This is a genomic window from Hydrogenophaga sp. ANAO-22 (genome assembly GCF_042466645.1).
Taxonomy (GTDB): domain Bacteria; phylum Pseudomonadota; class Gammaproteobacteria; order Burkholderiales; family Burkholderiaceae_C; genus Hydrogenophaga.
In genome coordinates, this window is the sequence record NZ_CP159956.1 from 3,189,583 (window position 1) to 3,209,855 (window position 20,273).

Below are 20,273 nucleotides of genomic sequence, written 5' to 3' on the forward strand. Positions count from 1 at the left end.
GCCCGCCGCATAGAATGTCCGCGTTAAGAAAGACCACCATGCTCTATCCTGAACTCTTCAAACAACTCGAATCCGTGCGTTGGGACATGGACAAGGACATTCCCTGGGACAAGTTCGACGCCAGCGCGTTGACCGATGAACAGGCGCAGACCATCAAGATGAATGCCATCACCGAGTGGGCCGCGTTGCCGGCCACCGAGATGTTCCTGCGCGACAACCGCGACGATTCCGATTTCTCGGCCTTCATGTCGATCTGGTTCTTTGAAGAGCAGAAGCACTCGCTGGTGCTGATGGAGTACCTGCGCCGCTTCCGCCCCGAGCTGGTGCCCACGGAGCAGGAGCTGCACGACATCCGCTTCGAGTTCGATCCGGCCCCGCCGCTGGAGACGCTGATGCTGCACTTCTGCGGCGAGATCCGCCTGAACCACTGGTACCGCCGCGCCAGCGAGTGGCACACCGAACCCGTGATCAAGCAGATCTACAGCACGCTCAGCCAGGACGAGGCCCGCCACGGCGGCGCCTACCTGCGCTACATGAAGCGCGCGATCGGCAAGTTCGGCAACGAGGCCCGCTCGGCCTTCGCCAAGGTGGGCGTGCTGATGGCCAGCGCGCGCCGCACCGCGCAGGCGCTGCACCCGACCAACCTGCACGTGAACAAGAACCTGTTCCCCAACGACACCATCCAGAGCCGCCTGCCCAACCCCGAGTGGCTGGAGCACTGGCTGGACAAGCAGATCAACTTCGATGCGGTGTGGGAAACGCGCGTGGTCGATCGCATCCTGCACAACATGAGCCTGCTGATGGAGCAGAGCTTCAAGACCGTGCAGGAACTCAACCGCTTCCGCAAGGCGGTCTCGGTCACCGCGGCACCGTCGGCGGCCTGAGGCCCTGCGGGCCCCGTGCCTGAAAGCCCGCTACGGCGGGCTTTTTCGTGGGCGCTTCAGCAGGGGTTCCGCCAGCCCCAGCACCACGCCCCAGAAGGCGCCGGTGACGTGCGCGGCCTGCACCACCGACAGGTGGCTGTCGGCGTCCCACACGATGGGCTGGGACCAGCCCCGTTCGAGCAGCACCTTGGTCAGCACCACCACGACCAGCAGCCCGCCCCAGAACCGCGCGCCACGGATGGGCAGGCGGCGCAGCGCGACCTGCACCGCCAGCACCAGAACGCCGGCATGCATCAGGCCGGAGAGGCCGACCGCGTAGCCCACCTGCGGCCACAGCAGCAGCGAGGCCTGCGTGAGTGGCCAGGCCAGCAGCCACGCCAGCGTGCAGCGCGCACCAGGCCGCAGCACCCAACCCGCGGCGGCCACGCCGCCCATGGCCAGCACGTTGCCCACGAGATGGGGGCGGTTCAGGTGGACCCAGGCGCTGCTCCACAGCGTCCAGGGCCGTGCCGTCCATTCGCCCGAGCGCCAGGTGAGCGCGTCGGCCACACCGGGAGGGGAGCACCACACCAGCAGGCTGAGCGCCGCATGCAGGCCGCAAAGCCACAACCAGCTGCCGCGCCACGGTGTCACGGCGGGTCGACCGTTCAAGCGGTCGACGCGACGCGGCCCAGCACGTGTTGCCACATCGCCAGCACCGCGCGAGCGGCTTCTTCGACCTGCGCCGCATCGACCTGCGTGGGCGCCTCGTCCAGCCGCGCGGTGTGCTGGATCTGGCGCAGCTCGCGGTAGGCGCGGGCCGCGGCCTCGCCCATGCCGGGCTCGAGCAGGCCCGCGCTTTCGGCGCGCCGCAGCAGGTTGATGTTGCCGGTGTTGGCGCGCAGCTCGGGGTGCGCGCGCGAGTGCAGCAGCACCAGGTACTGCACCACGAACTCCACGTCCACCATGCCGCCCGGGCTGTGTTTCACATCGAAGCGTTCGCCGCGCACCGGGTGCGCCGCGCGCACCTTGCCGCGCATGGCGACGATCTCGGCGGCCAGCGAGGCGGCGTCGCGCTCGGCCGTGATGACCGCCTCGCGCACCGCGTCGAAGCGGCCGGCGAGGGAGAGCCCCCACGCTCCGCCGCTCTGCGGGTCGCTGCCCCCCGAGGGGGCTGAGCCCGCCTTGGGGCGGCCCGGTGGCGGGCTCTCGGCCACACCCCCGAGCACAAAACGCGCGCGCGTCATGGCCTGGTGTTCCCAGGTCCAGGCGGTGTTGCTGCCGCGCTGCTGCTGGTAGTTGGCGTAGGCCGTGAAGCTGGTGACCAGCAGGCCCGAGTTGCCGTTGGGCCGCAGCGCGGTGTCGATCTCGAACAGGTCGCCCTCGCCGGTCTTCACCGTGAGCCAGTTGATCATCTTGCGCACGAAGGCGGCGTAGATCTCGGGGGCGTTCTCGTGTTCGTCCTCGTAGACGAAGACGATGTCCAGGTCGCTGCCGTAGCCGAGTTCCTTGCCGCCGAGCTTGCCGTAGCCAATGATGGCGAAGCTGGGCTCGTCCCGGTGGCGGCTCTTGAGGCGGGCCCAGCACCAGCGCGCGGTGGTGCGCAGCACCGAGTCGGCCAGGGCGGAGAGGTCATCGGCCACCTGTTCGACGGTGAGCACCTTCTCCACGTCGCGCGCCAGGGTGCGGAACACCTCGGCGTGGTGCGCGCGGCGCAGCAGGTTGAGCAGGGCTTCTTCATCGTCCTCGCCGGTGGAGCGCAGCGCGGTGCGCCGCGCCTCCAGCTCGTCCTCGAACTGCGCGGCATCGAAGCGGTCGGTCAGCAGCTGCTGGCTGGCGAGTTCGTCGATCACGCCGGGGTGCTTGATCAGGTAACGCGCGGGCCACTTGGCCGCGCCCAGCAGGCGCAGCAGGCGCTCGTGCACCGAGGGCCGTTCCTGCAGCAGGGCGAGGTAACTTTCGCGGCGCAGCAGCGGCTCGATCCAGTCGGCCATGCGCAGCGCGGCCTCTTCGCTCACGCGGTCTTCGTCGATCCAGGCCCCGGTGCGCTGCACCAGCCGCACCAGGCGCGCGCGGGTGTCTTCGCGCAGCGCGAGCACGCGCGGGTGTTCGAGCCATTGGCCCACGCGGGCCGCGAAGGCCGGGGGCAGTTGCTCCAGCACGCTTTGCAGGTCGTCGACCGCGCTGCGGCCGTTGGCGCCGTTCTTCTTGCTGCCGCAGCCCTTGCCGTTGCAGCCGCCGTTGGTGGGGCCGCCGAGCAGGGTGTCGAACTCCTGGGCCACCAGCTCGCGGTGCGCGTCCAGCGCGTGCAGGAAGGCGCACACGTCGGGGTAACCGAGCGTGGCCGCGAGCCAGGCCAGGTCGTCGTCGCGCGTGGGCATCACGTGGGTCTGCTGGTCGTCCAGGTACTGGATGCGGTGCTCGACCCGTCGCAGGAATTCGTAGGCCTGCGCCAGCGCGGTGGCCGTGGCCGGCGGCATCAGGCCGGCCTTGCACAGGCGCTGCAGCGCATCCAGCGTGGGCCGCGTGCGCAGCTCGGGGAACTGGCCGCCGCGCACCACCTGCAGCAGCTGCACGGTGAACTCGATCTCGCGGATGCCGCCGCGCGAGAGCTTCACGTCGTTCGATCGCCCCGGGTTGCCGGCGGCGCGTTTGGACGCGTGGTCGCGGATCTGCCGGTGCAGCGTGCGCAAGGCATCGAACACGCCGTAGTCGAGGTAGCGGCGGAACACGAAGGGCAACACGGTGCCGCGCAGCGCGCTGGCGCTGCGGTCCTGCACGCAGGCGGTGGGGGCGATCACGCGGCTCTTGAGCCAGGCGAAACGTTCCCACTCGCGGCCCTGCACCAGGAAATACTCTTCGAGCGCCCCGAGCGAGACCGCGCTGGGCCCGGAGTTGCCGTTGGGCCGCAGGGCCAGGTCGACGCGGAACACGTTGCCGTGTTCGGTGGTCTCGCCCACGGTGTTGTAGATGTGCTTGACGGCCTTGCCGAAGTACTCGTGGTTGCTGATGCGCTGGCGGCCCTGGGCGTTGCCGGCGGTCTCGCCGTCCTGGTCGTAGACGTAGATCAGGTCGATGTCGCTCGACACATTGAGCTCGCGCGCGCCCAGCTTGCCCATGCCGATCACCCACAGCTGCGCGCGCTGCAGCTCGCCCTTGGGTGTGGTGAACTGCGGCGCGCCGTGCAGCTCGTCCAGATCGGCACAGGCCAGGGTGCAGGCTTCGTCGAGCGCGAGTTCGGCCAGTTCGGTGACGGCGCGCGTGACCACGGCCAGCGGCGCGCCCTGCTCGCAGTCGAGCACCACCAGGCGCTCCAGCACCAGCTGGCGCAGCACGCGCAGGGCGGCGGGCACCGGCAGGCCGCGCTCGCGCAGCACGCCCAGGCAGGCCCGCATGCTGGCGAGCACGGGTTCTCCCGGGGGAAGGCAGGGCAGTTCAGTGGCGTAGCGGCGGCGCACCCGCTGCACGAAGCGCGAATGCTCGGCCTGGCGGTCTTGGGCCGAGAGCGGCGGACAGGGGTTCACATTTGATGACAAAACGGGCGCTTCCGCTGTGGAACCTGTGAAATGGCTGGCCGTCATAATTTGCGGTGGACATGAATCAAAGCCCGGCTCCCATCGCCCCTGCCACGCGAACCCTCAAGACACTTTCGGTGGTGGCCCGGCTTTGCTTGTGGCTCGTGTTCCTGGCCTGGGGCCTCTTCGTGCTGACCTGGGCAGCGCTGAATTGGTGGATTGTGCCCCGAATCGGCGAATGGCGCCCTGAGCTGGAACGATGGGCCAGCAGCGCGGTGGGTGCTCCGGTGAAGGTGGGCGAGATCCGGGCCGACAACACCACCAGCGGCCTGGGTTTCCTGCCCGCCTTCATGCCGTCTTTCGAGCTGCGCGACGTGCAGCTGTTCGATCCCCACGGCCGCGTCGCCCTGCACCTGCCGCTGGTGCGCACCGCGGTGTCGGTGCGCTCCCTCTGGCACGGCAACTTCGAACAGGTCGTGATCGACCAGCCGGTGCTGGACGTGCGGCGCACCGCGCAGGGCCGCATCGAGGTGGCCGGGCTCGACATCGCGGGCCCGGGCCAGCAGGACGGCCGCGCCGCCGACTGGTTCTTCTCCCTGCGCGAGTTCGTCATCCAGAACGGCACCGTGCGCTGGACGGACGAGCTGCGCGCCCAACCCCCGCTGGCCCTGGGGGCCTTGAGCTTCGTGGTGCGCAACACCGCCCGCACGCACCAGTTCCGGCTCGACGCCACGCCGCCGGCCGAATGGGGCGAGGGCCTGAGCGTGCGGGGGCGCCTGCGCGAGCCCCTGATCGAGCTCGGCGGCCGCGCGCCCGGTCAATCGATCTGGCACAACTGGGGCGGCGAGCTGTACGCGGACTTCAGCCATGTGGACGTCGCGCGCCTGCGGGCCTACGCGGACCTGTCGACCTGGGGCGTGGACGTGCGCGCCGGGCAAGGCGCGCTGCGCGCCTGGGCCGATGTGGTCAACGGGGCCGTGGCGGGCGCCACCACCGATCTGGCGCTGCGCGACGTGGACGCCCAGCTCGGCCCCGGGCTGCCGGCCCTGGCGATCGACGACTTGCAGGGCCGGCTGGCCGCGCAGTGGTCCGAGGCGGGCTTCAATGTGGCCACCGACGACCTGCGTTTCCGCACCCGCGAGGGCGTGGACTGGCCCAGCGGCCGGCTGCGCCTGCAGCACACGGCCGCCCTGGCCGGGCAGCAGGGCGCGAGCACCGAGCTCAGCGCCGAGCGGCTGGAGCTGGGCGCGCTCGCGGCCCTGGCCAGCCGCCTGCCCCTGCCGGCCGAAGCGCACCGGCGGCTGGAGCAGCTGCGGCCGGTGGGCCGGGTGGACGGCTTTTCGGCCCGCTGGCAGCGCGCGGCCGGCGCGGCGCCGCCGTCGGGCTGGGACCTGGCGAGCTACCAGGCCAAGGGGCGGGTCAGCGGCCTGTCCGTCGCGGGCGAACCCAGCGGCCGCATGTCCATCTCGGGGCGTTTCCCGCTGCCCGGTCGCCCCGGCATCTCGGGCGCCACGGTGGACTTCGACCTCAACCAGGCGGGCGGCCGGGCGCACATCAGCGTGGCGGACGGCACCGTGGAACTGCCCGATGTGTTCGAAGACCCCAGCGTGCCGGTCGATCAGCTGGAGGCCGATTTTTCCTGGCGCGTGCAGGGCGAGCGCATCGAAGCCCAGCTCGACAACCTGCGCCTGAGCAACGCCGATGCCGAGGGCACGGCCCAGGTGCGCTGGCAGACCAGCGAGGTGCCGGCCGGCTCGACCGCCTCGCGTTTTCCGGGCGTGCTCGACCTCACCGCCACGCTCACCCGCGCCGACGCCACGCGCGTGCACCGCTACCTGCCGCTCACCGTGAATGCCGACGCGCGCCACTACGTGCGCGAGGCGGTGCGCGGCGGCAGCTCGAACCGGGTCGAGTTCCGCGTGCAGGGGCTGGTCGATCACGTGCCCTTCGAGAAGCCCGGCGAGCGCGGCGAGTTCCGCATCAGCGCGCCGCTGCGCAACGTGGACTTCGACTACATCCCGGCCCACCTGCAGAAAGCGGGCGAGGCGGCCTGGCCCGCGCTGCGCGGTGTCTCGGGCGAGTTGCTGCTCGAGCGCGCCTCGCTCAAGCTCAGCGCGCTCGAAGGCGGCGTGGCGAACGCGCCCGGCGTGCGCCTGAGCAAGGGGCAGGTGGGCATCGAGCACCTGGGCCACGACGGTGTGTTGCAAGTGAACGCCCAGGCCCAGGGGCCGGCGAACGAGGCGCTGGGCTTCGTGCAGGGCTCGCCGCTCAACGCCATGACGGGCCAGGCGCTGGCGCGGGCCCGCACCGGCGCCGGGGCCGCGCAAGTGGGGTTCGCGCTTCAGCTGCCGCTGGCCGACCCCCACGCCACCAAGGTCAGCGGCACCGTCAAGCTCGACGGCAACGACCTGCAGATCAGCCCCGATGCGCCCCTGCTCGGGCGCGCCAGCGGCAACCTGGCCTTCAGCGAAACCGGTTTCTCGGTCAAGGCCGCCCAGGCCCGGGTGTACGGCGGCGACCTGCGCTTCGAGGGCGGCATGCAGGTCGATGCCAAGGGCGTGGCCCAGGTGCAGTTCCGGGGCCAGGGCCTGGCCAGCGCCGACGGCCTGCGCGAGGCCGGGCTGGGTTTTGTCTCGCGCCTGTTCCAGCACGCCAGCGGCAGCACGGCCTACACGGCCCAGCTCGGCTTTCGCGCGGGTGTGCCCGAGCTGCAGGTGACGAGCAACCTGCAGGGCCTGGCGCTGAACCTGCCGGCGCCCTTGAACAAGGCGGCCGAGGCCAGCCTGCCGCTGCGCTACGAAAACCACGTGCTCAACGTGGCGGGCGAGAGCGCGCGCACCGACCGGCTGGCGATCCAGCTCGGTTCCTCGCTGGCGCCGGTGGCCTCGCTGCAGTACGAGCGCGAACTCGGCAGCGGCGAGCCGCGGGTGCTGCGCGGCGCCATCGCGGTCGGCGTGGAGGGCGACAACACCGCCGCGTCCCTGCCGCCCGAGGGCGTGGCCGCCCATGTGCAGCTCGCGCAGCTCGACACCGATGCCTGGGAGCGCGCGTTCAACACCACCACGGGGGTAGACGTGCGCACGGCGGCCACGGCCGGCGCCACGGTGCTGCCGCGCGTGGGCCCGGTCAGCGACCAGAACGCCAGCCTGGCCTACCTGCCCACCACGCTGGCGGTGCGCGCCGACCGCCTCACGGTGCGCGGGCGCCAGTTCCACCGCGTGGTGCTGGGGGGCTCGCGCGAAGGCGCCCAGTGGCAGGCCAACATCGACGCCAACGAGCTCAACGGCTACGTGTCGGTGCGCCAGTCGGGCCCGGGCACGGCGGGCAATGTGTACGCGCGCCTCAAGCGCCTGCAGCTGGAGCCCTCGGCGGCGACCGAGGTCGAACAGCTGCTGGAGCAGCCCACCACCAGCGTGCCCTCGCTGGACATCGCGGTGGACGAGCTCACCATCGCCGGTCGCAACCTGGGGCGCGTGGAGGTCGAGGCCATCAACCGCGGCGGGCCGCTGCGCGGCAGCGAATGGCGCCTGACCCGGCTGCGCATCGCCTCGCCCGAGGCGCGCCTGAGCGCCACCGGCAACTGGGTCGCCGCCGGGGCCGGCGCGGCCGGCCAGCGCCGCACCGCGCTCAATTTCCGGCTCGACATCGACGACTCGGGCCAGCTGCTCACCCGCTTCGGCCGCGAGGGCCTGGTGCGCGGCGGCAAGGGTCGGCTCGAGGGCAACATCGGCTGGATCGGCTCGCCGCTGGCGATCGACTACCCCAGCCTGTCGGGCCAGATCCACGCCGACATCGAGCGCGGCCAGTTCCTCAAGGTCGACCCCGGCGCCGGGCGCCTGCTGGGCGTGCTCAGCCTGCAGGCCCTGCCGCGCCGCCTGGTGCTCGACTTCCGAGACGTGTTCTCCGAAGGCTTCGCCTTCGACTTCGTGCGCGGCGACGCGCGCCTGGAGCAGGGCGTGCTGCACACCAACAACCTGCAGATGAAGGGCGTGAACGCGGCCGTGCTGATGGAAGGCAGCGCCGACATCGCGCGCGAGCAGCAGGACCTCAAGGTGGTGGTGGTGCCCGAGATCAACGCCGGCACCGCCTCGCTGATCGCCACCGCCATCAACCCGGCCATCGGCCTGGGCACCTTCCTGGCGCAATTCCTGCTGCGCCAGCCGCTGCAGTCGGCGACGACGCAGGAGTTCCGCATCACCGGCAGCTGGGCCGACCCGCAGGTGGACAAGGTCGAGCGGGCGTCACCGGCCGCCGCGGCACCGCGCGAGCCCACGCCCGTGCTGCAGTAAGCTGTCAGGCTTCACCGAAAGGACACCGCATGAAAGTCGCCGCCATCCAGATGGTTTCGGGCATCAGCCTGGACGTCAACCTCAGCGAAGCCCTGCGCCTGCTGCGCCAGGCCGCAGCGGGTGGGGCCGAGCTCGCGGTGCTGCCCGAGTACTTCTGCTTCATGGGCGCCAGGGACGAGGACAAGCTGGTGCTGGCCGAAACGCCCGGCCTGGGCAAGGTGCAGGACTTCCTCTCCGACGCCGCGCGCGACCTCAAGATGTGGATCGTCGGCGGCACGCTGCCCATGGCCACCGACGACCCCAGCCACGCGGCCAACGCCTCGGTGGTCTACAACCCGCGCGGCGAGAGCACCAGCCGCTACGACAAGATCCACCTGTTCCGCTACGACAACGGCACCGAGCACTACGACGAGGCCACGGTGCTGGTCGCGGGCGACACGCCCACCGTGTTCGAGTGCCGCGACCACGCGGGCCAGGACTGGCGCGTGGGCCAGAGCGTCTGCTACGACCTGCGCTTTGGCGAGCTCTACCGCATGCTCGCCGCCGACATCCTGCTCGTGCCGGCGGCCTTCACCTTCACCACCGGCCGCTCGCACTGGGAGGTGCTGCTGCGCGCCCGCGCGATCGAGAACCAGGCCTTCGTGATCGCCAGCGCCCAGGGCGGCGTGCACGAGAACGGCCGCCGCACCTGGGGCCACAGCATGGTGATCGACCCCTGGGGCGAGGTGATGGCGCTGCAGGCCGAAGGCCCCGGCGTGGTGCTGGCCGACCTGGACATCGAGCGCCTGCGCAGCGTGCGCGAACAACTGCCTTCGCTGCAGCACCGCCGCCTCTGACCCTGTCGACCATGGAGCGCCCGCACTTCATCCGCGCGTGGCGCGAAAGCCTTCGCTCGCTCCGCTGGCGCCTGTGGGCGGCGCTGCTGCTGCTGGTGGTGACGCTGCTGGGGGTGCTGATCTTCCTGGCCGCGGAGTACGAAGAGGCGCGCGACCAGACCGCGCTGGAGCAGGACGCGGCCTCGCTGGTGAGCGACATCCGCAGCAGCCTGGTGCGCAACGTGCAGACCCTGCAATCGCTGCACAGCGTGGCGCCCACGGCCGATTCCTGGGCCTTCCCGGCGGCCGAGCTGATGGCGCAGCACCGGGAGATCGTTCGGCTCGAATGGCGCGACAACGCGCAACAGGTGACCGCCGCGCGCGACACGCCCTTCATCCCCGAGCTGTTCGGTTACCTGGACCGCGACCAGGCCCTGCCCGAGGTGCGCCTGGCCTGCGACCACGCGCGGCGGCTGTCCGGGCCGGCCTACTCGAGCAGCTACTTCTGGCCGCTGCGCCACGGCAAGGGCCTGGAACTGATCGAGATGTGCCTGCCGGTGGCGCGCGCCGGCCTGCCCAATGGGTTCCTGGTGGCCACCTATTCGCTGCCCGGCCTGCTCTCGGAGCTGACCAACCGGGACCTGCTGCGCGGCCGGGGGCTGGCCTTCAACGAGGCCGACGGCACGCGCCTGGCCTTGCACAGCATCGTCACCGGCACGCGCCGCACCCTCACCGCGCGCCAGGTGCTCGACCTGCCGGGCCACACGCTGATCCTGCAGCTGCAGAGCCCGCGCCTGTTGCGCGGCCTGTTCCCCAATGTGCTCACCGCCATGGTCAGCGCGCTGTCGCTGGCGCTGCTGTCGGTGCTGTTCCTGCTCGGGCGCGACATCCGCCGTCGCCAGCGCGCCGAGATGGAGGTCGCCAAATCCCTGGCGTTCCGCAAGGCGATGGAAGACTCGCTGGTGACCGGCCTGCGCGCGCGCGACATGCAGGGCCGCATCACCTACGTGAACCCGGCCTTCTGCGACATGGTGGGCCTCACGGCCGAACAGCTCGTGGGCACCGGCCTGCCGGCGCCCTGGTGGCCGCCCGAACTGGTGGACGAGTACCAGCAGCGCCAGATGGTGCGGCTGGCCGGGCAGGTGCTGCCGCGGGAGGGTTACGAGTCGGTGTTCCAGCGGCCCGACGGCACGCGCTTTCCGGTGCTCATCATCGAGGCGCCGCTGATCGATGCGCAGGGCAAGCAGACCGGTTTCATGAGCGCCATCCTGGACCTGACCGAGCAGCGCCGCGTGGAAGACCTCAACCGCGCCTCGCAGGAGCGCCTGCAGGCCACCGCGCGCCTGGCCACCATGGGCGAGATGGCCTCGCTGCTGAGCCATGAGCTCAACCAGCCGCTGGCCGCGATCTCGAGCTACGCCAGCGGCACGCTCAACCTGCTGGAGCAGCCCGAGGGTTCGGGCGTGGCGGTGGCCGATCCGGTGCAGGCCGACCTGATGCAGGCCGTGCGGCGCATCGGCGAGCAGGCCGAGCGCGCGGCCCGCGTCATCAAGAGCGTGGCCGACTTCGTGCGGCGGCGCCAACAGGTGCGCGAGGCGGTCACGCCCAAGAGCCTGATCGACGCCATCCTGCCGCTGCTGAGCCTGCAGGCCAAGAAGCAGGGCATCCGCCTGCAGATCCAGATCGCGCCCGAGTGCCCCTCGGTGCTGTGCGACCGCACCATGGTCGAACAGGTGCTGCTCAACCTCGCGCGCAACGGCATGCAGGCCATGCCGCTGACCGATCCGTCCTCGCGCATGAGCCTGCGCGTGCTGCGCCTGGAGGTGGGGCAGGCGCGCCTGCATTCGGGCCTCGCGCCGGGCGGCCTGCCGCAGAAGGCCTGGGTCGCCTTCTCCGTCACCGACCATGGCCTGGGGCTGAGCGAGGAGGTGCAGGCCAAGCTGTTCACGCCCTTCTTCACCACCCGCGCCGAGGGCATGGGCCTGGGGCTGAGCCTGTGCCGCACCGTGATCGAGCAGCACGGCGGCGCGCTCACCCACGAGCCCAACGAGCCGCGTGGCACTGTGTTCCGCTTCACCCTGCCCGCGGCGCCGGTGCAGGTCGCTCCTCTATCATCTGGCGCATGACGCAGCATCCCGACGCGAAGATCTACCTCGTCGACGACGACGCCGAGGTGCGCCAGGCGCTGGCCTGGCTGCTGCGCACGCGCCGCCTGCTCAGCGAAGGCTACGACCATGCCGAGGCCTTCCAGGCCGAGGCCGCCGTGTGGACCCAGGCGCCCGAGGCGCCGTGCTGCGTGGTGCTCGATGTGCGCATGCCGGGCATGAGCGGGCTCACGCTGTTCGAGCGCATGCAGCAGCTGCCCTGGAAGGCCGCGGTGCCGGTGATCTTTCTCTCGGGCCACGCCGACGTGCCCACGGCGGTCGACGCCGTCAAGCGCGGCGCCTTCGACTTCTGCGAGAAACCGTTTTCGGACAACGCGCTGGTCGACCGCGTCGAGCAGGCGCTGGACCGCTCGGCGCAGGTGCTGGCCCAGCAGCGCATCCAGCGCGAGCTGCAGCAGCGCCTGGACAGCCTGACCGATCGCGAGCGCGACGTGATGGACCTGGTGATCGCCGGCCTGCCCAACAAGCTCGTGGCCGACCAGCTCAACATCAGCGTGCGCACGGTGGAGGTGCATCGCTCGCGCGTGTTCGACAAGATGGGCGTGAAGTCCGCGGTCGAACTGGCCAACGTGCTGCGCCCGCCGTGAGCGGCGGCGTTCGCCTCAGTCGCGCCGGGATGGCGGGGCTTCGTCCTTCTCGCGTGGCGCCGCTTCCTCGGGCAACTCGCCTTTCTTGCGACCCGAAAACATGGTCCACCACACGATGAACACCAGCAACACCAGCGCGCCAAGCGCTTCAAGCAACAACAGGGTCATGGGAAGGAATGGCGTTTCTGCGAGGGGTGGAAAGAACGGCAGCGGCCAGAGGGCGCTGCGCTGGATCGGGAGCGCCCTGATTGTAGGAAGCCTGGCGTCCTGCGCGATCGACCCCCGCACCTATCCCCCCATGCCGCCTCCGGTCACCGGGGTGCCCCCGGTGGTGGCGGCGCCCGACGACACGGTGCTGCCCGCCCCGATGCAGCGCGGCAAGAGCCGCTGGGTGCCGGTGCGCTGGAGCGAGCTGCCTGGTTGGGGGCAGGACAGCCTGCACGAGGTGTGGAACGCCTGGGTGCGTGGCTGCGAGCGGCCGGTGGCGGGCCATGCGGGCCTGTGCGCCGAAGTGCGCCAGCTCTCCATCGCCACCGCCGCCGAGCAGCAGGCCTGGGTGATGCGCCGCTTCCTGCCCTACCGCGTCACCGAGGTCGATGGCAGCCTGCCGGCCGGCCTGCTCACCGGTTACTACGAGCCCATCATGGCCGCCAGCCGCGTGCCCACCGCCACCTACCGCGTGCCGCTCTATGGCCCGCCGCCGGGGCTGCGGCCCGGCCAGCCCTGGCACAGCCGCCAGGAGATCGACACGCTGCCCGCCGCGCAGGCCGCGCTGCAGGGGCGCGCCGTGGCCTGGCTGGCCGACCCCATCGACGCCCTGATCCTGCAGATCCAGGGCTCGGGCCGCCTGAACCTCGCCGAGGCCGACGGGCGCACGCGCCAGGTGCGGGTGGCCTTCGCGGCGCACAACGGCCATCCGTACCAGAGCGTGGGCCGCTGGCTGCTCGACCAGCGCGCCATCAACGAGGCCTCGTGGTCGGCCATCAAGGCCTGGGCCCTGCAGAACCCGCAGCGCCTCAACGAGATGCTGTGGAGCAACCCGCGCACCGTGTTCTTCCGCGAAGAGGCGCTGTCGGAGCTGGACGCGCGCTTCGGCCCGCGCGGTGCGCAGAACGTGCCGCTGACGCCCGGGCGCTCGATCGCGGTCGATCCGCAGAGCATTCCCTATGGCACGCCGGTGTGGCTGGCCACGCAGGGCCCGACGATGAACGCGCAGCGCCTGGTGATGGCGCAGGACACGGGCGGCGCCATCGTGGGCGCGGTGCGCGCCGACCTGTTCACGGGCTGGGGCGGCTGGAGCGACGAGGCCTACCTCACGGCCGCCGCGCTCAAGCAGCCGCTGCAGCTGTGGGCCTTGTGGCCGCGCTGACGCAGTGACAGCAGGTCGTTGGCCAGGTTGATCCGGGTGGCCGCGCCGGCGGGCCAGCGTTCGCCAGCGGCTTCGAAGTCCGGGTGCGTCAGGCGGATCATCAGCCGGTAGTGCTCGCGCAGTTGCGCCGGCTCGAAGTCCGGCGTCAGGCCCAGCAGGGTGTAGGGATCCGAGCCCGGGCGCAGCATCACCGTGCGCACGAAGAAGCGCGCCGCGCGGCGCAGCTCGGGGTTGTGGGCGGCGGCCGCCGGCAGGCCCTCCACCGGGCGCCCGGCGGCCAGGCGCATCACGCTGTCGATGTGCGCGAACAGCGGGCGCGGTTCGCGCAGCGCCACGGGGTAGCGGCCGGGCGCGCGCTCGAAGGCCAGCAGGGCCGGCAGCAGGCGTCTCCCGTCGGGCGGGGTCATGTCAGGCGGCGGACGGGTCCAGCGTGGGCTCGATGCGGGTGCCCGGCGGCAACGCGACGGGGGCCGGGCTGCGCACTGGTGCCGGCTTGGGCGCGGGCGGCGCGCCGTGGCCGTAGTAGGCCGCGTAGGCGTGGTCGTTGCTGTGCTCGTTGCGGGCGTGCGTGAGCACCACGCCCATGGGGGCGAGGCCGGCGGTGCGCAGGCGGCGCAGCGCGTCCTTCATGCTGTCCTTGCGCGTGCCGCCGGCCTTCACCGCCAGCACGATGTTGGGGATCTGGTTGCCCAGCACGATCGCGTCCGCCAGGCCCAGCAGCGGCGGCCCGTCGATCACGACCTGCGTGTAGCCCAGGGCCTGCGCCTGCTCCAGCAGGGCGCCCAGCCGGGGCCCCATCAGCAGCTCCACCGGGTCGGGCGGCGTGGGGCCCGCGGTGATGACCCCCAGGTTCGCCACCGCTGTCTCCTGGATCACGCCCTGGATCGCGCGGTCGGCCTCCAGCAGGCTGGACAGGCCGCGCTCGTTGGACAGCTTGAGCATCTTGTGCAGCCCGCCCTTGCGCATGTCGGCATCGATCAGCAGGACCCTCTGGCCGAGTTGGGCGAAGTTGATGGCCAGCGCGAGCGCGGTGGTGCTCTTGCCCTCGCCGTTGCCACAGCTGGTCACCATGAAGCGCTGGGGCGGGCCGTCGGGCGAGCCGAACTGCAGCACGGTGCGCACCGAGCGGTAGGACTCGGCGAAGGTGCTGCGCGGCTCGCGGTGCGCCAGCAGGGCCACCGGTTCGCGGCGCACCCGGGGGCCCCGGGTGAACGGGATCAGGCCCAGCAGGGGCAGCTGGTAAGAGCCCTCGATGTCGTTGGCGCTCTTGACCGAGTCGTCCATCTGCTCGCGCAGCAGGGCGGCCAGCATGCCCAGGAACAGGCCCAGCACCAGGCCCAGCCCGATGTTGATCTTCAGGTTGGGCGAGGCCGGGAAGCGCGGCACCGCCGCCTGATCGACGATGCTCACGTTGTTGGTGGTGATGCCCGCGGTCACGCTGACCTCGCGCAGGCGCTGCAGCAGGCTGTCGTACACCTGCCGGTTGGTGTCCAGCTCGCGGCTGAGCAGGTTCATGTCCACGCTGCGGTCCTGCACGGTGAGCACCTCGCTGCGGCTGGCGGCCACCTTGTTCTTGAGCTGCTCTTCGGCCTTCACGGCGGCCATGTACTGGCCCTGGATGCTGGAGAGGATGGTGTTCACCTCGGTCTTGATGCGGCCATCGAGCTCGGCGATCTGGGCGCGCGCCTGCACCATGGCGGGGTAGTCCGGCTTGAACACGCTGCGGTTCTTGGCGTAGTCGGCCTCGAGCCGGGCACGCTGTTCCTTGTAGGCGCGGATGGCTTCGTTGACCACCGCCTGGGGCGCGCTCTCGGGGTTGAGCCGGACCTGGTTGTACAGCGTCTCGGCCTTGATGCGCTCCTGCTGCGCCTGGGTCAGCGCGGTGGAGAAGTCCACGAAGGTCTGGGTGGTGGCGCTGCCCTTGTTGCCCAGGTTCAGGATCTGGTTCTTTTTGGCGTACTCGTTGATGACGCGCTCGCTCGCTTCCAGCTTGGCCTTGCTCTGGCGGATCTGCTCCTCCAGGAACTGGCGCGCGTAGATCGACGAGTCCAGCCGGCGCTCGATGTGCATGGCGATGAAGGCTTTGGCCATGGTGTTGGCGATGGCGGCGGCCAGATCCGGGTCGGCGTTGCGCACGCTGACCTGCACCAGCCGCGAGTTGCGCACCGGCTCCACGGTGACCGCCTGCTGGAACTGCGCCAACGTGCCCGCCCGGCTGAACGACTCGGGGCTGGACGGCACCGGGGCGATCAGCGCGTGCAGCTGGCTCCACGCTTGGCGGGCCAGGGCCGCGGCCTGGTCCAGCAGCCCGGTGCCGCTCACCACCCCGGCGGCTTCGGCGACGTCCGGTGGGGGCGGTGAACTCATGGCGCCCGGCTTGTGCAGGCCCATTTCATCGATCACGCGCTCGGCCAGGCTGCGGCTCTTGAGCAGCTCCACCTGGGTGCGCAGCTGCAGCTGATCGGACAGCGGGCCCTCCTCCACCTCGACCTCGGTGTTGAAGCCCACCACCTTCTGCGCCGCGCGGTCGATCTGCAGCATGGCCGAGCTCTCGTACTGCGGCGTGAGGCTCAGCGTGTACACGCCGGCGGCCAGGGTGCCCAGGACGGCGATGCCCAGGATGGTGCCTTTGCGCCGCACCAGCGCGCGGTAGAGGGTCCGCAGGTCGATGCGGTCCTCGGTCAGCGCGATGGCTTCGCCGCGGGAGCGCGCCCGCTCGGACGGCGCGGCCTCGCGGTGCGGGCCCAGCGCGTCCCTCGGGTCGGGCACGAAGGGCAGGGGGTGTTGGTCGGTGGCCATGGCGGATCTCCCGTCACTTGAAAGGGTTGAGCGTGCTCAGGATGTCGCTGAAGAGCGAATCCCTCAGCGCGGTGCGCCGGGCGTTGCGCTGGACCACGATCACGTCGTCCGAGCGGATGTTCGGGTCCTTCTCCTGGCCCGCGCGCACCTTGTCGAGGTCGTAGGTGAACTGCTCGCGCGCGCCGCTGCTGCCGTGGCGGTAGACGACGATCTGGTTGATGTCGGCGTAGGGCGCGAAGCCGCCCGACAAGGCCAGGGCGCGCAGCAAGGTGAGCTGGCCCGTCACCGGGTAGATGCCCGGCCGGATCACCGCGCCTTCGATGGCGACGCGCTGCGTGGTGAACTCCTTGATGAAGAGCGAGACCTGCGGGTCCTGCAGGTACTTCTCCTGGTAGCGCTGGGCGATCAGCCGCTCCGCGGCCTGCGCCGTGAGCCCGGCCACCGGCACCTGGCCAATGAGCGGCAGCGAAACCTCGCCCGAGGCGTTCACGCGCACATCGCGCTTCATGTCGGGCACGCCGAACACGTCGAAGGCCATCAGGTCGTTGGGCGAGATGCGGTAGTTCGCGTCCACGCCCTCGGCGGGTGAGGGCGTGGGCCCGAGGGTGGCCCCGTTGGGGTCGAGCGGCGCGCTGGCCGGCACGGCCTGCGCCTTCGCGGCGTCCGCCGCCACGGGCGTCTGGGTCTGGGCCTGCAGCGGCCCGGCCGCGGCCAGGATCAGCATCCCGGTGGCCCAGAACACCCAGGGCCGGAGGGTCATGAAGAGCTGGTGGCGCATAGCGTTTCCCCTTTCTGGCCCAAGGCCAGCAATTGCATTTCGAAGCGGCGCAGGACCACGTCCTGGCTCAACTCGGCCTCCGCGTAGCGGCGGCCGTTGGCGCCCCATTCGGCGCGGCGCACCGGGTCGGCCGCGAGTGCGCGCAGCGCGTCGGCCAGGGCGGCCGGGTTCTCGGGCGGTACCACGAGGCCGCAGGCGGCGTCCTGCACCACCACCCGGCACAGCTCGGTGCCGGGCAACGCGGTGGCGAGCACGGCGCGGCCGCTGGCCAGCATGCCGGTGAGCTTGGACGGCATCACCAGGTCCGCGGCATCGGCGCGCTGGGGCAGCAGGTGCACGTCGGCCAGGCCCAGCCAGTCGTTCAGGCGGTCCAGCGGTTGCAGGTCCAGGAAGCGCACGTTGGGCAGGCCCGCGCAGCGCGCCTGCAGGTCGGCCCGGCCGGAGCCGTTGCCCCCCAGCACCAGCTGGATGCGCGGCTCGTCCTGCAGCAGGCGGGCCACCTCGGCGAGGGTCTCCAGGCCTTGCTTGTTGCCCATGTTGCCGGAGTAGAGGGCCACCACGGCGTCGGGCGCCAGGCCCAGCTCGGCGCGGTAGGCGCTGGGCGCGGCCAGCGGCGTGATGCCGCTGATGTCGACCCAGTTCGGGAAGTGCAGCACCCGCTCGGCCGCCACGCCCTTGCGCCGCGCCCGGTCCACCATGCGGCCCGAGATGGTGGAGACGCGGTCGAAGCGGCGCATCAACCAGCGCTCGGCGCGCTCGACCCAGCGGCGCAGCGTGGGGCCCTGGATCAGACCCAGGTCGAACGCGGCGTCCACCTCGTAGTCCTGGATGTGCAGCCAGCTGCTGGCGCCGCGCAGGGACGCGAAGGCCACCGCGGCGGGTGCGCACATCAGGGGCGGCTCCACCACCCACACCACGTCGGGTTTCCAGCGCCACTGCGCGCACAGCAACGGCAGGCTGCTCAGGGCGAAGCTGCCCAGGTGCAGCAGGCGCTTGAGGCCGCCGGGCTGGTGCGGCACCCACAGCGGCGCGCGCATCACCTGAACACCCTGCCAGGACTCGGTGCGGTAGCGCCGGGCGCTGTGGCCCTCGCCCACCTTCCAGGCCGGGTAGTAGGGCGGCGCGGTGATCACACGCACCTCGTGCCCCGCGTCGGCCAGCCACTGCGCCATCTCGCCGGTGTACTTGCCGATGCCGGTGAGCTCGGGCGCGAAGTTGATGCCGTAGATGAGCAGCTTCACGGCCGGCCTTTCGCTTTCGATGCCACCGCGCCGCCCACGAAGGCGCGCACGCCCATGAACTTCATCTGGTAGTGGCTGACGTTCTTGTGGCTTTGCGCGGAGATGATCAGGTAGAAGTTCTGCCGCCGGGCGATCTCGGGCACGTAGGGGGGCCCCGCCTCCAGCACCTGCCGGCCGTTGAGCCACCAGCGCACGGTGAGGGTGTCGGGGGAATAGGAGACGCCGAAGACGTTGGGCTGGGTGCGGTCCAGCGGCTCCTTCGACGTCGGGTTGGGGTTCTGGATCTTCTTGTAGTTGGGGTAGATGCCGGTCCAGGAAATCGCGGTGTGGTGGCCGCCCGGTCCGAAGCCGCCTTCGTCGATGTCCAGCTCGAACCAGCGCTCGAAACTTTTCGGATCGCCTTCGTACACGTCCTCCATGCGCAGGTTGTGCTCGATCGGCATCAGCCAGATGGCTGGGAAGTTGTCGCGGTGGTTGGACGAGATCGCGACCTGCGCCTCGATGTAGAACGGCCGGTCGCCGCGCAGCAGGGGGAACTGGCCGGGGTGCGAGCTCATCTTCGCGGTGGCCATCACGCCGCCGCGCTGCAGCACCACGCCATCGTCGGCCTGCTCGTAGAGGCTGCGGTCTTTCGGCGGCGTGAAGTACAGGCCGTTGTAGTACTTGCGCCCGTCGGCCCGGCCCGTGAAGTCCACGTCGTCGACCCGGGGGCAATCGCGGAACAGCGGTTGCAGCGCGCCCACCTGCGTGGCGCCCTCCGGCGTCGAGGCGTCCTGGCAGATCAGCGCGTCGTTGGCGTGCGCCCAGGCGGGCCACGCCAGGCACAGGGCGGTGATGAACTGGGACGGGGTGGGGGTGTGCATGCCGGTCCTTTTCAAAGTCGGGGGGCGAGCTGCGGGTCGCGCACGTCGGTGGGCGCCACGGTGTCGCTTCGGGCCACCAGCTTGTGCCCGGTCAGTCGGCTCAATTCGGCGCAGATGGCGGCCTTGTCGTCGTGCAGGTGGGCCACGGCCCGTTCCAGCTCCATGACCTTGGCGCCCACCAGGAAGCGGTACCAACAGCCCTGCAGGAAGTGGTAGACCAGGCCGCTGCGGCCGTCCAGAAAACCGAGCTGGACGATGTAGCGGTACAGGAAATACAGCGTGGCGCTGACGGTGAACGGGATGCGGTTGTAGACACGCTCCTTGACCCATCGCTTGAACGAGGCCTGGAACGAGGCGCTGCGCGCGTTGAGCGCCTCGTCGCGGGCGAACAGGCCGAGCCGCTGGTTGAGCACCTCGATGGCCTCGCGCGTGGCGTACTTGTTGTGCTTGTCGGTGAAGTAGCTCAGGTCGTGCAGGTTGTGGTCGGCGAAGCCGCCGTCGAAGGTGACGGTGCGCCCGCCCCAGACCACCACGTGCTCGTCCATCCAGCGGTCTTCCACGCGGCCCTTGCCATGGCGCCAGAGCCGCAGCATCACGAGCGGGTAGCGCCCGCCGTGGCGCACCCAGCGGTCCATGAAGATGTGCTTGCGCTTGAGGTTCACGCCCACCACCTCGGCCGGCAGCCGCGGCAGTTTTTCGCTGATCTCCCGCGCGAGGTCGGGCTCGATGATCTCGTCGGCGTCCAGGCGCAGCACCCACTCGCCGCGGATGTCGAGCGTGTCGAGCGCCCACTGGAACTGCCGGGCCTGGTTGACGAAGGCGTGCGTGTGGACCTCGGCCCCGAGGCGTTGCGCGATCTTGGCGGTGCCGTCGCTGGAGCCGGAGTCGACCACCAGGATCTGGTCCGTGAACGCCTGGATGGAGCGGATGGCGCGCTCCAGGTGGAGGGCTTCGTTGTAGGTCAGGATGACGGCGGTGATGCTCATCGT

General features: G+C 71.0%; 15 protein-coding genes. 6 read left to right on the top strand and 9 right to left on the bottom strand.

All coding sequences use genetic code 11. The features are described from left to right. The first annotated feature begins 38 nt into the window (after positions 1-38). Positions 39-884 carry a ferritin-like domain-containing protein gene (locus ABSY19_RS15395; protein WP_291111587.1) on the top strand — a complete coding sequence of 282 codons (846 nt, stop codon included), beginning with the start codon at positions 39-41 and terminating at the stop codon, positions 882-884. Positions 885-914: 30 nt separating this feature from the next. Here ABSY19_RS15395 and ABSY19_RS15400 read toward each other — a convergent pair whose 3' ends face one another. Then, a complete protein-coding gene (locus ABSY19_RS15400) occupies positions 915-1,517 on the bottom strand; it encodes a rhomboid family intramembrane serine protease (RefSeq protein ID WP_382152980.1) in 603 nt (200 codons plus the stop codon). A gap of 14 nt (positions 1,518-1,531) precedes the next feature. Beyond that, on the bottom strand, positions 1,532-4,444 hold the full coding sequence (gene glnE / locus ABSY19_RS15405; RefSeq protein WP_382152983.1) for a bifunctional [glutamate--ammonia ligase]-adenylyl-L-tyrosine phosphorylase/[glutamate--ammonia-ligase] adenylyltransferase: 2,913 nt from the start codon (positions 4,442-4,444) through the stop codon (positions 1,532-1,534). A gap of 14 nt (positions 4,445-4,458) precedes the next feature. Here glnE and ABSY19_RS15410 point away from each other — a divergent pair, with 14 nt between their 5' ends. From ABSY19_RS15410 to ABSY19_RS15425, 4 genes are read left to right on the top strand one after another with little or no spacing between them, the layout of a single operon-like run. After that, positions 4,459-8,667, top strand: coding sequence for a YhdP family protein (locus ABSY19_RS15410; protein WP_382152986.1), 4,209 nt, complete (start codon positions 4,459-4,461; stop codon positions 8,665-8,667). 29 nt (positions 8,668-8,696) lie between these two features. After that, positions 8,697-9,503, top strand: coding sequence for a carbon-nitrogen hydrolase family protein (locus ABSY19_RS15415; protein ID WP_382152989.1), 807 nt, complete (start codon positions 8,697-8,699; stop codon positions 9,501-9,503). 11 nt (positions 9,504-9,514) lie between these two features. Continuing rightward, on the top strand, positions 9,515-11,608 hold the full coding sequence (locus tag ABSY19_RS15420) for a nitrogen regulation protein NR(II) (protein WP_382152991.1): 2,094 nt from the start codon (positions 9,515-9,517) through the stop codon (positions 11,606-11,608). After that, positions 11,605-12,234: a response regulator transcription factor gene (locus tag ABSY19_RS15425; RefSeq protein ID WP_382152994.1), complete on the top strand. Its 630-nt coding sequence runs from the start codon at positions 11,605-11,607 to the stop codon at positions 12,232-12,234. The genes ABSY19_RS15420 and ABSY19_RS15425 overlap by 4 nt, the downstream gene beginning before the upstream one ends. A gap of 15 nt (positions 12,235-12,249) precedes the next feature. Here the strand turns inward: ABSY19_RS15425 and ABSY19_RS15430 are convergent, their stop codons facing one another. Further along, a complete protein-coding gene (locus tag ABSY19_RS15430) occupies positions 12,250-12,402 on the bottom strand; it encodes a hypothetical protein (protein ID WP_382152996.1) in 153 nt (50 codons plus the stop codon). Between ABSY19_RS15430 and ABSY19_RS15435 the strand changes: the two genes are divergently transcribed. Continuing rightward, positions 12,335-13,603 (top strand): murein transglycosylase A, encoded by a 1,269-nt coding sequence (locus ABSY19_RS15435; RefSeq protein ID WP_382152999.1) that lies wholly within the window; start codon positions 12,335-12,337, stop codon positions 13,601-13,603. The two genes, ABSY19_RS15430 and ABSY19_RS15435, sit on opposite strands and share 68 nt — an antisense overlap. Here ABSY19_RS15435 and ABSY19_RS15440 read toward each other — a convergent pair. The 6 genes from ABSY19_RS15440 to ABSY19_RS15465 are packed head-to-tail and all read right to left on the bottom strand — an operon-like array spanning position 13,543 to position 20,270. Then, the gene (locus ABSY19_RS15440) at positions 13,543-14,010 is read right to left on the bottom strand and encodes a DnaJ family molecular chaperone (protein WP_382153001.1); all 468 of its coding nucleotides are present in this window, start codon (positions 14,008-14,010) and stop codon (positions 13,543-13,545) included. The genes ABSY19_RS15435 and ABSY19_RS15440 overlap by 61 nt on opposite strands. 1 nt (position 14,011) lies before the next feature. Next, a complete protein-coding gene (locus tag ABSY19_RS15445) occupies positions 14,012-16,402 on the bottom strand; it encodes a GumC family protein (RefSeq protein ID WP_382153004.1) in 2,391 nt (796 codons plus the stop codon). Positions 16,403-16,415: 13 nt separating this feature from the next. Next, positions 16,416-17,162 carry a polysaccharide biosynthesis/export family protein gene (locus tag ABSY19_RS15450; protein ID WP_382153007.1) on the bottom strand — a complete coding sequence of 249 codons (747 nt, stop codon included), beginning with the start codon at positions 17,160-17,162 and terminating at the stop codon, positions 16,416-16,418. After that, positions 17,159-18,421, bottom strand: coding sequence for a glycosyltransferase WbuB (locus ABSY19_RS15455; protein WP_382153009.1), 1,263 nt, complete (start codon positions 18,419-18,421; stop codon positions 17,159-17,161). The genes ABSY19_RS15450 and ABSY19_RS15455 overlap by 4 nt, the downstream gene beginning before the upstream one ends. Further along, positions 18,418-19,284 (bottom strand): hypothetical protein, encoded by an 867-nt coding sequence (locus ABSY19_RS15460; RefSeq protein WP_382153011.1) that lies wholly within the window; start codon positions 19,282-19,284, stop codon positions 18,418-18,420. The genes ABSY19_RS15455 and ABSY19_RS15460 overlap by 4 nt, the downstream gene beginning before the upstream one ends. Before the next feature lie 11 nt (positions 19,285-19,295). Next, positions 19,296-20,270 carry a glycosyltransferase family 2 protein gene (locus ABSY19_RS15465; protein ID WP_382153013.1) on the bottom strand — a complete coding sequence of 325 codons (975 nt, stop codon included), beginning with the start codon at positions 20,268-20,270 and terminating at the stop codon, positions 19,296-19,298. Positions 20,271-20,273: the final 3 nt, after the last annotated feature.

What these genes read in the sequence shown, in the direction of transcription:
- ABSY19_RS15420 (WP_382152991.1), top strand. Translation starts at nt 9,515, where the DNA reads ATGGAGCGCCCGCACTTCATCCGCGCGTGGCGCGAAAGCCTTCGCTCG.
- ABSY19_RS15435 (WP_382152999.1), top strand. Translation starts at nt 12,335, where the DNA reads ATGGTCCACCACACGATGAACACCAGCAACACCAGCGCGCCAAGCGCT.
- ABSY19_RS15395 (WP_291111587.1), top strand. Translation starts at nt 39, where the DNA reads ATGCTCTATCCTGAACTCTTCAAACAACTCGAATCCGTGCGTTGGGAC.
- ABSY19_RS15445 (WP_382153004.1), bottom strand. Translation starts at nt 16,402, where the DNA reads ATGGCCACCGACCAACACCCCCTGCCCTTCGTGCCCGACCCGAGGGAC.
- ABSY19_RS15460 (WP_382153011.1), bottom strand. Translation starts at nt 19,284, where the DNA reads ATGCACACCCCCACCCCGTCCCAGTTCATCACCGCCCTGTGCCTGGCG.
- ABSY19_RS15465 (WP_382153013.1), bottom strand. Translation starts at nt 20,270, where the DNA reads ATGAGCATCACCGCCGTCATCCTGACCTACAACGAAGCCCTCCACCTG.
- ABSY19_RS15415 (WP_382152989.1), top strand. Translation starts at nt 8,697, where the DNA reads ATGAAAGTCGCCGCCATCCAGATGGTTTCGGGCATCAGCCTGGACGTC.
- ABSY19_RS15450 (WP_382153007.1), bottom strand. Translation starts at nt 17,162, where the DNA reads ATGACCCTCCGGCCCTGGGTGTTCTGGGCCACCGGGATGCTGATCCTG.
- ABSY19_RS15430 (WP_382152996.1), bottom strand. Translation starts at nt 12,402, where the DNA reads ATGACCCTGTTGTTGCTTGAAGCGCTTGGCGCGCTGGTGTTGCTGGTG.
- ABSY19_RS15440 (WP_382153001.1), bottom strand. Translation starts at nt 14,010, where the DNA reads ATGACCCCGCCCGACGGGAGACGCCTGCTGCCGGCCCTGCTGGCCTTC.
- ABSY19_RS15410 (WP_382152986.1), top strand. Translation starts at nt 4,459, where the DNA reads ATGAATCAAAGCCCGGCTCCCATCGCCCCTGCCACGCGAACCCTCAAG.
- ABSY19_RS15425 (WP_382152994.1), top strand. Translation starts at nt 11,605, where the DNA reads ATGACGCAGCATCCCGACGCGAAGATCTACCTCGTCGACGACGACGCC.
- glnE (WP_382152983.1), bottom strand. Translation starts at nt 4,444, where the DNA reads ATGACGGCCAGCCATTTCACAGGTTCCACAGCGGAAGCGCCCGTTTTG.